This window comes from Actinomadura madurae (genome assembly GCF_047130825.1).
GTDB lineage: Bacteria > Actinomycetota > Actinomycetes > Streptosporangiales > Streptosporangiaceae > Spirillospora > Spirillospora madurae.
In genome coordinates, this window is sequence record NZ_CP083237.1 from 4823594 (window position 1) to 4837837 (window position 14244).

The following is a 14244-nucleotide window of genomic DNA, read 5'->3' on the forward strand; positions in this document are numbered from 1 at the left end:
GTATACGTCCTGTCCTTCGGCAAGGAGAATCTCCGTCCGCGGCGCCGCGGAGATAGCGGGCAAATCAAGCGACCACGGAATGGCAGGAGTGGGCTGGGACGAGTGGCCGCGGTCATGAACGTCCCGGCGGACAGCACCGAAAGGCATATCCGGACGGCCCCGCGTCATGAGCCGTAAGATCCACTTGTTGTGAGCACCTCCCCCCACGCCCCGGAACTTGCGGCCCTGGCGGCGGCCGCCGGAACCGACCATCCGCGCAAGCTCAAGTCGGCCTTGACCAAGCTGGCCCGGCCGCTGTCCGCGGCCGACCGGATCTCCTTCTTCGAGGACGCGTGCCGCGCGTTCGCGGCCGCGGGCGTGTCGGAGACGGCGGCGGAACTCGCGACGTGGTCGTTCACCCAGGCCCGCAAGGCCGAGAAGGACGGCGCGAACCCGCCCGACGTGGAGCGGCTGCACGCGACGCTCCTGGAGTTCGTCCCGTTGGGAGCGGTCGCTCCGACCATCCTGCGCGATCACGCCAAGGCGCTCGGCGGGCACTTTCCGCCGGAGGAGGCGCACGCCCGGTTCCGCGAGGTGATCTGCGCGGGCTTCGACGCCGGGCTCATCCCGTACGCGAGGGTCTTCCCCGACCTGCGGAAGCTGGCCGTCGCGGCGGGGATCGCCAAGGACGACGAGGACGGGTTCCTCGCCGCGCGGCTGCTGCGCGACGGGCTGCTGCCCGGCGCGTCCCAGACGATCTGGGCCGCCGCGCAGAAGGCCCTGGTGACGGCCGCCGGACGCGACGACGACCTGATGGACCTGCTGATCGTGGCCGAGCCCGACCGGGCGCGGCACGAGAAGGAGGGCGGCGCCGAGCACGCCGAGAGGATGCGGCAGACCTGGCTGGCGACGCTGGCCGGCGCGGGAGCGGGTGCCCGGCTGACGGCGGTCTGGTTCGCCACCGCGGGCCGCCGCTGCGCCGCCGACACGCTGCTGACCCTCGTCGAGCAGGCCGGCAGGCGGCTCTTCCCGAGCGGCACCGGGCCGGGCGGCGACCCCGCCACCGATCCGGCGGCCATCCCGCCCAAGCGCGCGCCCTGGGGCGACATGTCCGACGCCGAGATGAGGGCCCAGCTCAAAGCCGATGTCGCGTCGGGCCACCTGTCCCGCGTCCATCGGGCGCTGTCGTGGCTGAGGTCCAAGGGGCACGGATTCATCCGACGCAATCCCGGATTCGCGCGCGAGCTGGAGTTCCACGATCCCCTGGACGCGCTGCTGTCGGAACTGCGCGCCGGCATCCCGGAGGAGTTCGGGATCCCCATCCCTTACCCGGGCCGCGCCGCACGGTCCGTCGTCCAGCATCGCGAGTACCTGTCCGTGCGGACCGGCCAGGAGGTCGAGGTCGACGACGGCGGCGGGTCTCCGTGGACGGTCCGTCTCGGCATCTTCCCGGAGAAGCTGATGCCCTGGTACGACGGCGAGGCCGTGCGCGTGTCCCGGGTGCGGCCGGACGGCCGCTGGCAGACGTTCCGGGCGGAGGGCCTGACGGAGGACGACAAGCTCGCGCTGACGTTCGAGCCGGAGACCTGCACGGCGCGTCCGGAGGCGCCCGGGGACGGCGAGGTCACCTTTCCGGGGGCCGCCGCGCCGAGCCGGGTCCGGCTCCACCAGGGCCGGATCACCGTCACCGCGCCCGACGGCTCGCAGAGCGTCCGGCTGGACTACACCCCGAGGGACCCGTCCGTGCCGCCGCCCGCCGTGTGGAGCAGGCGGAGCCCCGTGGACGCCGCCGGTTCGGCCGCGCTGCGCACCCTGGACAAGGACACGGTCGAGCGCCTGGTGTCAGCCGCGCTGCTCGCCCGCGGCACGGGCCCCGCACGGGAGGAACTCGCTCGCCTGGTGCCCGAGCTCACCGAACCTTCGCTGATCGACACGGTGGCCCAACGCGTGCGTGACGCGGCGAGCTGCCTTCTGACCGAGCACTGGTTCCGGGTGAAGGACGGCGTGGCGCCCCGCCCGCCGTACTCCCCGCTGCTGGAGCACCACCCCGAGCTGCCGGTGATGGGCCTGCGGCGGCTGGTGTCGCTGCGGGCCTTCGAAAAGCACGCTCTGGCGGCAGCGGAGGAGCCGGAGTCGGCGGAGCCCCGGCTGCTGTACATCCGCGACCAGCCGGAGGTGGTCGACGAGCTGATCGAGGACTTCGGCGGGCTGGCGCGCCACGTGATCCCCGTCCTGTGGCCGTGGCAGCGGCCCCGTGCCGCCTGGAGCCTGGACAAGCTGCGCGCCTGGGCCAACACCGGGTGGGGCGACGGAAGCGGACGCTACCGGCTGCTCTGGTTCAAGCAACCGCCCAAGCCGTCGGAGCGGGGGACCCAGGTATGGCGCACGCGGAACGGATCGCTGCTGTCGTTCCGCGGGTGGCACCGGCGGGGGTTCGCGGCGGTCGAGTACTCGCCGGACGGGCGATTCGTCCCGATCCGGCTCCCGGAGCGCGACCTCATCGCCGACCCCGTGCCGCAGGGATGGCTCTCCCAGGAGAGACTGCTGCGGCTGGAGCGCCTGCTGGCAGAGAAGGGACCGCCCCCGGTCCGCGCGGAGACCGCGCGGGAACTGACCGTACGGACCGGCCTCACCACGGCGACAGCGGTCAACCTCCTGTACGGGTCCGAGGAGGAAAGCCTCCGCTCGCCATTCATGCCACGGACTGAGGACCTAGACCTTCCCCCCGAGATCGTCGACCTGCTCGAAGCCACGAAGCACGAGAGGTCGGAGTGGAACCACCGCTTCGCGTTCGGCCGTGACACGGGCCGCCTGGGGCTCATCCGGGAAAGGCTGCTGCCCGACGACCCCGCCGACCTGTGGACCACCGGCTTCGACATCACCCGCGCCGCCGACTGGTGGCAGGAGGAGTGCGACCGCATGGGCTGGTGAGTTACGCGTCCGGCCGTTCTTCGAAGGGCACTCCGTCGATGTTGGAACTCAGCGGCTCGTCGTCGGCGACAAGACTTTCGAGGGCTGCCGCGACGTGGCTTCGGAGCCACTGTGACGGGTAGCTACCGTCCAGGCGTGCGTGCCACCGTTGGTCGACCCCTAGGCTCGGCAACGCGAGCGGAAGCTCATGCCATCGCACCGGGACGTGGCGCTCGACCAAGTGCCGCGCGAGGATATGGGGGACAACGACGATGATGTCGTCTTCCAGGGCGAGCAGGGACGAAACCGCGTAGGTCGGCAGGGCGGCAACGACTCGACGCGAGCGTCCGATCCGCTCCAACGCGGTGTCGAGCAGGCTCATGGGCTGCCCCTGGGAAGAGACGTGTGGGTAGTGGCACAGCTGGTCGACCGTGAGCCGGTCGACTCGCCCCAGCACCGACCGTGAGGACACCACGACGACGAACCGGTCCACGTAGAGCCGTCGCACGCGCACATCGGGAGCGAACGTGCGCGTCAGACCGATGTCGAGATCGACCGAGCCGTTGCGCAGGGCGTCCGGATGATCGGAGTCGTCGGTCACGAACCGGAGAGTCACGTCCGGTGCCTCACCGGCGATCCGGCTGATCAATCGCGGAGCCAGCACAGGGGATAGACCGTCGTTAAGGCGTACTGCGAAGGACCGTCGCCATTTCCGTGGCTCGTCGTCGGCCCTGTCGGTGAATAGTTCGGCCGCGTCTTCGAGCAGTTTTCTGACCCGCCCGGCGCTCCCCAGCGCGAAGGGCGTCGGCACGAGCCCCCGGCCGGCCCGCACCAGGAGCGGATCGTCCAGGGCCCGCCGCAGACGCCCCAGAGCGCGGCTGGTCGCCGGCACCGACATGTGCAGGCGCTCCGCCGCTGCGGACACGCTGCCGGTGTCCATGAGCGCGTCGAAGACGCGCAGCAGATTGAGGTCGAGGTCGTCGGTCACCGCGCTCCACTCCCGTCGTTTTCACCTGGCGAGAATAATGCTTGCGATCTTTGCAGTAGACGTAAAGACGGGCGCGAGCTTAGCTGGTCATCAGGGCCTGACAGCAGTGCATGACAACACCTCGGTGAACAGGCTGGGAGACAGGGAGACCGTGATGGACCTGCAACTGAAAGACCGCTCGGCGGTCGTCACCGGCGCGAGCAAGGGGATCGGTCTGGCGACAGCGCGCCTGCTCGCCGACGAAGGCGTACGGGTTCTCGGCGTGGCGCGCTTCCCCACCCCCGAGATGAAGGAGGTCGTATCCCTCGCGGTCAGCGCGGACCTCACGACGCCCTCCGGGGTGACCGCTGTCGCCTCTGCGGCCGAGTCCTGGGCGCCGGAGGGTCTGGACCTGCTCGTGAACAACGCCGGGGGCCTCGCGCCCGGGGACGACGATCCGAGCCACCTCGGCGGATTCGCCACGATCGACGACGCCGCCTGGGTCCGTACCCTTGAGCTCAACCTGCTCAGCGCCGTCCGTGTCACCCGGTCCCTCGTGCCGTCCTTGCTGCTCCGCGGCGGGGTGATCGTCAACGTCTCCTCGATCGGGGCCCGCATCGCCCACCCGCCGATCGACTACGGCGTCGCCAAAGCCGCGCTGACCAATCTCACCAAGGCGCTCTCCGAGGAGTACGCCCCACGCGGGATGCGCGCGGTGACCATCAGCCCCGGACCGACGCGCACCAGGAACTGGACGGACCCGGACAGTCTCGCCGGTGCCCTTTCGCGGTCGCGCGGGATCGGACAGGACGAATTGCTCGCCGATCTCCCGGAGGACGCGGGCATCAGCATCGGTCGGATCATCGAGCCGGAGGAGGTGGCGTCGGCGATCGCGTTCCTCGCCTCTCCGCAGGCGGGTGCCATCACCGGAAGCGACGTCCTCGTCGACGGCGGGGTCATCAAAACGGTCTGACGGCCGGGAGTCGCAACGCCGGGACCGGTTGCGGATGCAAGAGGGCGACGGCGCTCATCCGTACCTCTTCCCGGCGCTTGCGCTGCTCGGCGGTCAACCCGCCCCCCCCGGATACCGCATCCCTCCGGCGCACCAGCCCCGCTCCAGGCCCGGCACAGATCCAGACACCAAGACGCGGAAGTCAGTAACGCGGTGGCGCCAAGTCGAACGCGCTCGCCTTCACCTGCTCAGCGAACAGGCGCCACTCCGCCGCGCCGAACGTGAGCCGAGGACCGTCCGGGTCCTTCGAATCTCGTACCCCGACCGCAGGGGTGAGGGCAGCGACCTCCACACACTCGCCGCCCTGATGCGCACTGCGGCTGCTCTTCCGCCACCGGATGTCCGACTGGTTCACGGCTGAGGCTCCAGGTCGAGTTCCCCCTCCTTCACCCGGCGCGCAAACACGCGCCACTCGGCTACCCCGAACGCAAGCCGAGCACCATCCGGATCCTTGGAATCACGGACCCCGACCGCCGAAGCGAGAGCCGCAACCTCCACGCACTCGCCACCGTGCTGATCGCTGTGGCTGCTCTTACGCCAGTGAGCCATCGACAAGTCGTTCTTCTTCATAGCTCCTCCATCACAGCCGCGATCATGGCTCGCGACTCCTCGGCGTCCAGCACATGCCCTCGAACCAAGTCATATCGTACGACGTGCCTCATGACACGGGACGGATCGTTAATGAGGATGCCCTCTCCACCCGACTCTGTGTAGACAACGCTGGCACCGTCCTCGAAACCGAGGATCGTGAACATCCCACCAAGCCCGTCATGGAAACCTACTTTGAACGGAACTATATGAATTAGATTGGTGGGGCGAGCGGAAAACTCAAGTATGTGAGCGAGCTGCTCACGCATGACCTCTTGGTTTCCTACAATCCGCCGCACAACCATCTCGTCCATGATGAACCATGTGCGCGGCGGCTTCTCATTGCCGAAAATCTCTTGGCGCTTCAACCGTTCTCGAACAAGCCGATCTGCAACATCAGGTCGTTGACTGGCACCGAGTACAGCACGTGCATAACCTTCCGTCTGCAGCACTCCAGGCACCAGGGTGGGGCTGAAGTTTCTGATGAAGTCCGCTCGCTCTTCATAGCCGAGATATTCGGGGAAACCCGGGGGCAGGGTGGTGAGGTGGCGGGTTTCGTTGATGCGGTCCAGGAGGCGCAGGAACAGGCCGTCCGACTTGAAGAAGGTGTCTAAGGCGGCGGCGAAGTCGTCGGACGGCAGGTTCTTGCACAGTTCGACCTGGCCGACGTAGGAGTCGGCGAAGCCGAGCTTCTCGGCGAGTTCCTTCTTGGTGTGGGCGGCCCGCTTCCGGCGCCATTCGAGTTCTCTCGCGAAGGTGACGATGGCAGGGGCTTCGTAAGGCTCGGATCTTGCGGGCATCTCGACCTCCGGGGGCTGCACCCGGGGGGCGGGTGCGATCGATCTTGCCTGTGGTGCATCGCAGGTAGTGCTCGGTCGATTCCTAAGAGTAGTCGAACCTGTGAGGGTGGTCACACGAAATCGGTCGGGTGAGTGATCAGAGGTTCCTCATGGATGCGCGGGAGCGGGACGAGCGGGAGCTGGGGCGGCTGCGGGACGACTTCGGCGGGTGGCGGATCTGGCGGGCCGTGAAGCGGGACGGCCGGCTGGGCGAATGGGTCGCCAGCCTGCACGACCCCCGGGCCGGCGTCGAGCCGACGCTGATGTTCCCCAGCGCGCCCCTGTTGCGGAAGGCACTGCTGCGGCAGGCCGAGGAAGCGCGGGCCCGGAAGCTCTGACGCCGCCTTCGAGCACGGCGCGTCCCCCCGGCCGCGCCGTCTTACAGAGGAGGAACACATGTCTTCGGGAGAGCACACCGGCGTCCTCACCGCGACGCGCAACGACCGGCGTATCCACCTTGGCGCACTGCGGGCCGCCGTGGAGTTGCGGCCGGAGCTGGCGTGCGGGGTCGTGGAGCGGCGGGGCGTCGCGTGGGTGAGCGTCGTCCGGGTCGGCGGGTCCCGGCGGACGGTCGAGCTCGGGTGCGACTACGTCCGGTCCGGGTGGTGGTTCACCTGGTCGGACGGGCGCCCGATCGCGCCGGTGGGGAATGTCCAGAGCGTCGTCGGTCGGCTTGTCCGTGAGCTGGGGGTCGCGTGAGCATCGCCTGGGTGGGCTCTGTGACGCTGCAACTCCTCCTGTTCGGCGGCTCCTGCATGGTGGCCGGATGGTTCTTCGGCTACCTCAGCGGGAGCCGGTGAGGGCGGCGGCCCCGCCGCCGGAGCGGCGGGGCCGGTCGCTCAGCGGGTTCGACCATAGGCGGCCGTCGAAGCGGAAAGTTGTCGTTTCGGGCACCGGGAAAACACGGCAAACGCCGTCCAGAGACGGTCAGTGAAACGGCGCGCACCCCGTGGAGTACACACAGTCCGCTATGCGAATATTGCATTTCGGGGGACAGTCGTTTGTTTACCGGCGTCTGTTCTCACGGACGGGGCACAGACGGCGGCACGGGGGTATTCGCATGGGCGGGGATCGGGTTTTCGGACGGATGTCGACCTGGCGCGGAGGATTGGTGGCCGTCTGCTCGGCGGCACCGCTCCTACTCACCGGATGCGGGTCGGGTGCGGACGAGCCGGACGCGGCGGCCCCGACGACCTCCGCCACGGCGGAGGTCGTCGCGAGCGAGACGCCGACACCGACGCCCACGCCGTCGCCGGCTTTCGGGCCGGTCACAAAGACCACCGTCTTCGACATCACCACCGAAGACGGCTACAAGGCCACGATGACCGTCCGTTGGCACAAGCAGCAGATCGTGGAACGCAGCGCCATTCTTGAGCCGTGCGACGCGATCATCAGGTCCAACGAGACCCTCTCTAATGGCGGGGCGACCACGTCCGACCGAAAGGTGTACTACGTCGCTACGGCGGACGTCAGCATGGAATTTCCGGAGACCGGCGGATTCTCCTGGCCGCAGGAACAGAAGATGCCGGTCTCCTTCAGCGATGGCAATGAGAACCAATACTGGGACCGCGCGGTCACCTGCTACGACGGGCAGGATATGAACGACGCGAAGACCTCCCTCAGCAGCTTCGCCATGTCGCCTGAATGGTCGTCTACGACGGTCATGTGGGTGCGGACGGCCGAGCGGACGCCGAAGAACCCGGACGGCGAGCTCGATGCCGACCCGGACGGCTACGAGGTCTCTCCCACTGTCGGGATAGGCGGAAAGTGCGACGAGCGGGGCACCAAGGACGACGACCCGTCGCTGAGGTGCTTCGCAAGGTACGGGAGCTGATCCGTCAGGAGACCCGGTCGATGACCAGGGGGTGCAGGGACGGCTTCCCCGTCTCTGTGATCTCGTACGCGTCGCCCAGCGCTTCGAGGGCGCGGCTGATTCTGGTCTCGTCGTCGGTGTGCAGGGTCAGCAGCGGCCGCCCCTCCTTGACCGCGTCGCCCGGCTTGGCGTGGCAGACGACGCCCGCGCCGAACGACACCGGGTCCTCCTTGCGGGCCCGGCCGGCGCCGAGGCGCCACGCCGCGACCCCGACCCCGTAGGCGTCCAGCCGCGTGAGCACCCCGGAGGACGGGGCGTTGACCACGTGGGTCTCGCGGGCGGACGGCAGCGGCGCGTCCGGGTCCCCGCCCTGCGCGGTGATCATGCGCCGCCAGACGTCCATGGCCGAGCCGTCCCGCAGCGCGTCGGCCGGGTCCTTGCCCGAGAGCCCGGCGGCCTCCAGCATCTCCCGCGCCAGCGTCAGGGTCAGCTCGACCACGTCGGACGGCCCTCCCCCGGCGAGCACCTCGACGGACTCGGCGACCTCGACCGCGTTGCCGACGGCGTTGCCAAGCGGACGGTCCATCGCGGTGAGCAGCGCCACCGTGCGCAGGCCGTGGTCGGTGCCGATCGCGACCATCGTCTCGGCCAGCTCGCGGGCGTCCGCGGCCGTCTTCATGAACGCGCCCGAGCCGACCTTCACGTCCAGCACCAGCGCGCCCGTGCCCTCGGCGATCTTCTTGGACATGATCGAGGACGCGATCAGCGGGATCGACTCGACCGTCCCGGTCACGTCCCGGAGCGCGTAGAGCTTGCGGTCGGCGGGCGCGAGCCCGCTCCCCGCCGCGCAGACCACCGCGCCCGCCGAGCGCAGCACGTCCAGCATCTCGGCGTTCGACAGCGACGCCCGCCACCCCGGGATCGACTCCAGCTTGTCGAGCGTCCCTCCGGTGTGGCCGAGGCCGCGCCCCGACAGCTGCGGGACGGCCGCCCCGCACGCCGCCACCACCGGCGCCAGCGGCAGGGTGATCTTGTCGCCGACGCCGCCGGTGGAGTGCTTGTCGGTGGTCGGGCGGTCCAGCGCGGACCAGTCCATCCGCTCCCCGGACCGGATCATCGCCTCGGTCCAGCGGGCCACCTCGGGCCGGGACATCCCGTTCAGCAGGATCGCCATCGCCAGCGCCGACATCTGCTCCTCGGCGATCGCGCCCCGCGTGTAGGCGTCGACCGCCCAGTCGATCTGCTCGGGGGTCAGCGTCCCGCCGTCCCGCTTGGCGCGAATGACATCGATGGCGTCCACGGCCGTCCTCTCAGGCTCGCTCAACAAGGTCGTCGGGGCCGAACGCGTCCGGCAGGACGTCCGACATGGGCAGGATGCCGCGGGTCGTCTCCAGCAGCATCGCGGCGCCGCCGTGCTCCCACAGCAGCTGACGGCAGCGCCCGCACGGCATCAGCGGGTCGCCGTGCCGGTCGACGACCGCCACGGCGACCAACCGGGGCCGGTCCGCCTTCCCCGGGCCGTGCAGCGCCGACACGAGCGAGCACTCCGCGCACAGGCCGACCCCGTACGAGGCGTTCTCGATGTTGCAGCCGGTGATGACCCGGCCGTCGTCCACCAGGGCGGCGGCGCCGACCGGGAAACCGGAGTACGGGCAGTACGCACGCGTCATCGCCTCCCGCGCGGCATCGCGCAGGACGGGCCAGTCGACACTCATACGGGTTATCGTGCCTCACCTTTCTGGGGGGACGACCCCCCAGACCCCCCGGTCAACGTGCCTCACCGCGGCGGTACCGGAACCCGTTGGCGGCGGGCATGCGGAGCCGCTGGCTGGCCAGGGCCAGGACGAGCAGCGTCGTCAGGTGCGGCGTGAACGAGACCAGCTCGCCCGGGACGATGTCGCTCAGCAGGAACCAGGCGAGCAGCGCGACCGCCGCGACCAGCGACAGCGCGGAGCCGATGTAGGCGTTGCGCATGTCGCGGCGCTGCGCCACGTCCGTCGCCGCCTGCGGGCCCAGCCGGCCCGCCCGGAGCGCCTGCCATACCGCGACGCCGATCAGCAGGATCGCCACGAACAGCAGCAGCGCGTGGACGGCCTGCCCGCCGCCGCGCACGTTCATCGCGTCGGTGTAGCCGAACAGCAGCGAGCCCGCGGTGAGCCCGCCGGGGCGCCAGTTGCCGAAGATCATGGCGGCGAGGCCGATGAACCCGCGCCCGTTGGTCTGGCCGTCCTGGTAGAACGGGGCCGCCACGGTGACCAGGAACGCGCCGCCCAGGCCGGCGAACCCGCCCGAGATCATCACGGCCGCGTACTTCATCCGGTACACCTGCACGCCGAGCGACTCGGCGGCGTACGGGTCCTCGCCGCACGACCGGACCCGGAGCCCGAACGGCGTCCGCCACAGCACCAGGAACGTCAGCGGGACGAGCAGCAGCGACACCAGCGTCAGCAGCGACATGTCGCTGGTCAGGCCGCGCAGGATGCCCGCGATGTCGGACAGCAGGAACCAGTGCCGGTCCTCCAGCGAGCCGAGCCAGTCGGGGCTCTGCCAGCCGCCGATCCTGCCGCCGGACAGCACCGGCAGCGTCAGCGTCTGGATCGAGTCGACCGGCGGCGACTGCCGGGGCCCGCCGCCGAGCGCCTTCGCCTCCCCCTTGTCGAAGATCAGCCCGGCGAGGAACTGGGTGAGGCCGAGCCCGAGGATGTTGATCGCGACGCCGGACACGATGTGGTCGACGCCGAACGACACGGTCGCGATCGCGTGCAGCAGGCCGCCGAGCGCGCCGCCGATGATCCCGGCGAGGACGCCGATCCACGGCCCCCATTGGTAGCCGGCCCACGCGCCCGTCCACGTCCCGAGGATCATCATGCCCTCAAGGCCGATGTTGATCACGCCGGACCGCTCCGACCACAGCCCGCCGAGCCCGGCGAGGAAGATCGGCACGGCGAGGCGGAGCGCGGCGCTGACCGTCCCGCTGGACGTCACCGGGTCGGCGTCGTCGATCACCCGGACCAGCGACAGCAGCACCAGCAGCCCGGAGGAGATCAGCAGGTAGTGCGGCCAGCGCAGCCGGCGCTTGCCGTTCGCGGCCTTCTTGACCTGCACGGTCTCGGTCGCGGCGCTCATGAGGCACTCCCAGCGGCCTCGCGGGCCAGGTCGTGGCCGGTCGCCAGCTCGGCGGCGACGGCCCGCTGCTGCAGCCGGATCTCCCAGCGCCGGACCAGCTCGTACACGATGACGACGGTCAGCACGACCACGCCCTGCATCACGCCGACGATCTCCTTCGGCACGTCCACCTCCTGGAGCACGTCGGAGGTCTGGTCGAGGAACGCGAACAGCAGCGCCGCGAGCGCGATGCCGGCCGGATGGTTGCGGCCGAGCAGCGCGACCGTGATGCCGGTGAAGCCGAGCCCGGCCGGGAAGTTCAGCGAGTACTCGTAGGACGCGCCGAGCAGCTCCGGCATGCCGATCAGCCCGGCCACCACGCCGGACGCCACCATCGTGTAGACGATCATGCGGCGGGCGTTGACGCCGCTGGCCTGCGCGGCCGAGGCCGACAGCCCCGACACCTTCAGGTCGAACCCGAACCGGGTGTGGTTGATGACGACCCAGAACACGATGCCGACGAGGATCGCGAGCGGCAGCAGGCCGTACACGTCCCCGGGCAGGTCGATCCCGATCGAGGCCAGGAAGCCGTTGAGGCCCCCGACGCGTCCCGACTCGGGGATCTGCGGCGTCGCGACGTTGTTGCTCCCCGGGCGGACGTCCGCGAGCCGCTTGTCGTTCAGCAGGTAGGCGATCAGCCCGGTCGCGATCGCGTTCAGCATGATCGTGGACAGCACCTCGCTGACCCCGCGGGTGACCTTCAGCACGCCCGCGATCGCGGCCCACAGCCCGCCGACCACCATCGCCGCGACGATCACCAGCAGCTGGCCGAACGGGGCGGGCAGCGCCAGCGCCCCGCCGAGCGCGGCGGCGAGGAACGCGGCGAGCCGGTACTGGCCGTCCACGCCGATGTTCAGCAGCGCCATCCGGAAGCCGATCGCCACCGCGACCGCCGACAGGTAGTAGCGGGTGGCGCGGTTGAGGATGTCGACGATCGAGTTCTCGGTGGTGCCGTACTCGACCATGCTCTGGATCGAGCTGACCGGGTCCGCGCCGGTGATCCGCAGCAGGATCATCGTGATGCCGAGGGAGATGAGCAGCGCCAGCACCGGCGCGCCGACCTTCAGGCCGAGCCCCTGCGGGCCGAGCCCGCGCAGCATCGCCTTCCAGGACGGCACGGGCTCCGGGGCGCCCGCCGGCGGCCCCGCCTTCGCCATGTCGACCCCGCCGCCGTCGCCGCCGGACGACCCGGCGGCGGGCTCGTCCGTCGGCTTGTCGGCGGGCTTGTCCGTGGGCTCGTCGTCGCCGGGCGGCGGCGTGTCCTTCGGGTCGTCGCTCATGAGGGTGCTCCGGCGCCGGTCATGGCGGAGCCGAGCTCCTCGGGGGTGACGGTCCGCGGATCGACCTCCGCGACCAGCCGCCCCCGCAGGATCACGTGCAGGGTGTCGGACATACCGATGAGTTCCTCAAGATCGGCGCTGATCAGCAGCACGGCCAGCCCGTCCGCGCGGGCCTGCCGCAGGTACTCCCAGATGGCGGCCTGGGCACCGACGTCGATGCCGCGCGTCGGGTGCGCGGCGATGAGCAGGTGCGGGTCGCCGGACATCTCCCGCCCGACGATCAGCTTCTGCTGGTTGCCGCCCGACAGCGCGGCGGCGGGCACGTCGATCCCGGGCGTCCGCACGTCGTAGGCCTGGACGATCCGGGTGGTGTCGCGGCGGGCGCCGCGCCGGTCGACCCACGGGCCGCGGACGTTGGGCCGCTGGGTCTGGTGGCCCAGCATGCGGTTCTCCCAGAGCGTCCCCTCCAGGACGAGCCCGTGCCGGTGCCGGTCCTCCGGGATGTAGGCGATGCCGCCCTCCCGGCGCCGCCGCGTCGGCCACGACGTGATGTCGTCGCTTCCGTACCGGATCGTCCCGGCGTCCGCGTGGCGGATGCCCATGATCGCCTCGATGAGCTCGGTCTGCCCGTTGCCCTCGACCCCGGCCAGCCCGACGATCTCGCCGCGGCGGATGCGCAGCGACACGTCGTCCACCACGGGACGGCCCTCGGGGGTGAGCACGGTCAGCCCGGCGACGTCCAGCTGGACGTCCTCGGTGACGGTCGACTCGCGCAGCTCGGGGGTGGGCAGCTCCGACCCGACCATCAGCTCGGCCAGCCGCCGGGACGTGACCTCCCGCGGGTCGAGCCGCGTCGCGACCGTCGTGCCGCGCCGGATCACCGAGATGGTGTCGGCGACGGTCAGCACCTCGTCCAGCTTGTGCGAGATGAACAGCACGGTGAGGCCCTCGGCGCGCAGCTCCCGCAGGTTGCCGAACAGCTCGTCGACCTCCTGCGGGACGAGCACCGCGGTCGGCTCGTCCAGGATCAGCACGCGGGCGCCCCGGTACAGCACCTTGAGGATCTCCACGCGCTGCCGGTCGCCGACGCCGAGCGTCTCGACCAGCACGTCGGGGTCGACGCGCAGCCCGTAGGCCTCCGACATCCGGGTGATCTCGGCGCGGGCGGCGGCGAAGTCGATGGGGCCGACGCGGGGCGCCTCGCCGCGCAGCGGCAGGATCCGCCAGATGATCTGGATCGTCCAGTTCAGGAGGTCCAGGACGCGGCCGCGGACGCGGGGCTCGGCGCCGAGGACCACGTTCTCCAGCACGGTCAGGTTGTCGGCCAGCTTGAAGTGCTGGTGCACCATGCCGATGCCGCGGCCGATCGCGTCCGCCGGGGTCCGGAAGTGGACCTGCTCGCCGCCGACCTCGATGGTGCCCTCGTCCGGCTTCTGCATCCCGTAGAGGATCTTCATCAGCGTGGACTTGCCGGCGCCGTTCTCCCCGCAGAGCGCGTGCACCTCGCCGCGCTCGATGGTGAGGTTGATGTCGCGGTTGGCCACCACTCCGGGGAACCGCTTGGTGATCGATGTCAGCCGCACGGCCGGCACCTGGTCAGGCACGAGTGCCCCTCCTCCTGCCTCGAACGTGCTGTCTGCGGACGCGTCCGCCGTCCGGACGTGCCGTGGAACGGGCCTGCTGCGAAACGG

14 protein-coding genes are annotated in these 14244 nt (G+C 70.4%); 5 read left to right on the forward strand and 9 right to left on the reverse strand.

Annotated features, from left to right (window positions below; all coding sequences use genetic code 11):
- The first annotated feature begins 189 nt into the window (after positions 1-189).
- The gene (locus K8Z49_RS21735; protein WP_412520504.1) at positions 190-2910 is read left to right on the forward strand and encodes a hypothetical protein; all 2721 of its coding nucleotides are present in this window, start codon (positions 190-192) and stop codon (positions 2908-2910) included.
- A 1-nt stretch (position 2911) separates the two neighbouring features.
- On the opposite strand, the gene K8Z49_RS21740 is transcribed toward K8Z49_RS21735, so the two are convergent.
- Positions 2912-3877, reverse strand: a complete 966-nt coding sequence (locus K8Z49_RS21740; protein WP_075020654.1) for a LysR family transcriptional regulator — start codon at positions 3875-3877, stop codon at positions 2912-2914.
- Between the two features lie 154 nt (positions 3878-4031).
- Between K8Z49_RS21740 and K8Z49_RS21745 the strand changes: the two genes are divergently transcribed.
- The gene (locus K8Z49_RS21745) at positions 4032-4829 is read left to right on the forward strand and encodes an SDR family oxidoreductase (protein WP_075020653.1); all 798 of its coding nucleotides are present in this window, start codon (positions 4032-4034) and stop codon (positions 4827-4829) included.
- A gap of 181 nt (positions 4830-5010) precedes the next feature.
- Here the strand turns inward: K8Z49_RS21745 and K8Z49_RS21750 are convergent, their stop codons facing one another.
- The 3 genes from K8Z49_RS21750 to K8Z49_RS21760 are packed head-to-tail and all read right to left on the reverse strand — an operon-like array spanning position 5011 to position 6256.
- Positions 5011-5280, reverse strand: a complete 270-nt coding sequence (locus K8Z49_RS21750) for a DUF397 domain-containing protein (RefSeq protein WP_412520507.1) — start codon at positions 5278-5280, stop codon at positions 5011-5013.
- Positions 5220-5438 (reverse strand): DUF397 domain-containing protein, encoded by a 219-nt coding sequence (locus K8Z49_RS21755; RefSeq protein ID WP_412520509.1) that lies wholly within the window; start codon positions 5436-5438, stop codon positions 5220-5222. Before K8Z49_RS21755 ends, K8Z49_RS21750 begins: the two co-directional genes overlap by 61 nt.
- On the reverse strand, positions 5435-6256 hold the full coding sequence (locus K8Z49_RS21760) for a helix-turn-helix domain-containing protein (protein WP_412520511.1): 822 nt from the start codon (positions 6254-6256) through the stop codon (positions 5435-5437). The genes K8Z49_RS21755 and K8Z49_RS21760 overlap by 4 nt, the downstream gene beginning before the upstream one ends.
- A 128-nt stretch (positions 6257-6384) precedes the next feature.
- On the opposite strand from K8Z49_RS21760, the gene K8Z49_RS21765 reads away from it, so the two are divergent.
- The 3 genes from K8Z49_RS21765 (at position 6385) to K8Z49_RS21775 (ending at position 8129) form a co-directional block, all read left to right on the forward strand.
- A complete protein-coding gene (locus K8Z49_RS21765; protein WP_412520513.1) occupies positions 6385-6633 on the forward strand; it encodes a hypothetical protein in 249 nt (82 codons plus the stop codon).
- Positions 6634-6691: 58 nt separating this feature from the next.
- Entirely contained in the window at positions 6692-6994 is a 303-nt protein-coding gene (locus tag K8Z49_RS21770; RefSeq protein WP_412520515.1) for a hypothetical protein, read from the forward strand.
- A 412-nt stretch (positions 6995-7406) separates the two neighbouring features.
- The gene (locus K8Z49_RS21775; protein ID WP_412520517.1) at positions 7407-8129 is read left to right on the forward strand and encodes a hypothetical protein; all 723 of its coding nucleotides are present in this window, start codon (positions 7407-7409) and stop codon (positions 8127-8129) included.
- 4 nt (positions 8130-8133) lie between these two features.
- Here K8Z49_RS21775 and K8Z49_RS21780 read toward each other — a convergent pair whose 3' ends face one another.
- From K8Z49_RS21780 to K8Z49_RS21800, 5 genes are read right to left on the reverse strand one after another with little or no spacing between them, the layout of a single operon-like run.
- On the reverse strand, positions 8134-9408 hold the full coding sequence (locus K8Z49_RS21780) for a thymidine phosphorylase (RefSeq protein ID WP_412520519.1): 1275 nt from the start codon (positions 9406-9408) through the stop codon (positions 8134-8136).
- Positions 9409-9418: 10 nt separating this feature from the next.
- On the reverse strand, positions 9419-9823 hold the full coding sequence (locus tag K8Z49_RS21785; RefSeq protein WP_021595207.1) for a cytidine deaminase: 405 nt from the start codon (positions 9821-9823) through the stop codon (positions 9419-9421).
- 52 nt (positions 9824-9875) lie between these two features.
- On the reverse strand, positions 9876-11234 hold the full coding sequence (locus K8Z49_RS21790) for an ABC transporter permease (RefSeq protein ID WP_412520521.1): 1359 nt from the start codon (positions 11232-11234) through the stop codon (positions 9876-9878).
- Positions 11231-12553, reverse strand: a complete 1323-nt coding sequence (locus K8Z49_RS21795) for an ABC transporter permease (RefSeq protein ID WP_244938445.1) — start codon at positions 12551-12553, stop codon at positions 11231-11233. Before K8Z49_RS21795 ends, K8Z49_RS21790 begins: the two co-directional genes overlap by 4 nt.
- Positions 12550-14157: an ABC transporter ATP-binding protein gene (locus K8Z49_RS21800; protein ID WP_021598476.1), complete on the reverse strand. Its 1608-nt coding sequence runs from the start codon at positions 14155-14157 to the stop codon at positions 12550-12552. Before K8Z49_RS21800 ends, K8Z49_RS21795 begins: the two co-directional genes overlap by 4 nt.
- Positions 14158-14244 lie beyond the last annotated feature (87 nt).

Excerpts from the sequence above, each read along its gene's own strand:
- K8Z49_RS21745 (WP_075020653.1), top strand. The coding sequence starts at position 4,032 with ATGGACCTGCAACTGAAAGACCGCTCGGCGGTCGTCACCGGCGCGAGC.
- K8Z49_RS21755 (WP_412520509.1), bottom strand. The coding sequence starts at position 5,438 with ATGAAGAAGAACGACTTGTCGATGGCTCACTGGCGTAAGAGCAGCCAC.
- K8Z49_RS21760 (WP_412520511.1), bottom strand. The coding sequence starts at position 6,256 with ATGCCCGCAAGATCCGAGCCTTACGAAGCCCCTGCCATCGTCACCTTC.
- K8Z49_RS21770 (WP_412520515.1), top strand. The coding sequence starts at position 6,692 with ATGTCTTCGGGAGAGCACACCGGCGTCCTCACCGCGACGCGCAACGAC.
- K8Z49_RS21785 (WP_021595207.1), bottom strand. The coding sequence starts at position 9,823 with ATGAGTGTCGACTGGCCCGTCCTGCGCGATGCCGCGCGGGAGGCGATG.
- K8Z49_RS21790 (WP_412520521.1), bottom strand. The coding sequence starts at position 11,234 with ATGAGCGCCGCGACCGAGACCGTGCAGGTCAAGAAGGCCGCGAACGGC.
- K8Z49_RS21795 (WP_244938445.1), bottom strand. The coding sequence starts at position 12,553 with ATGAGCGACGACCCGAAGGACACGCCGCCGCCCGGCGACGACGAGCCC.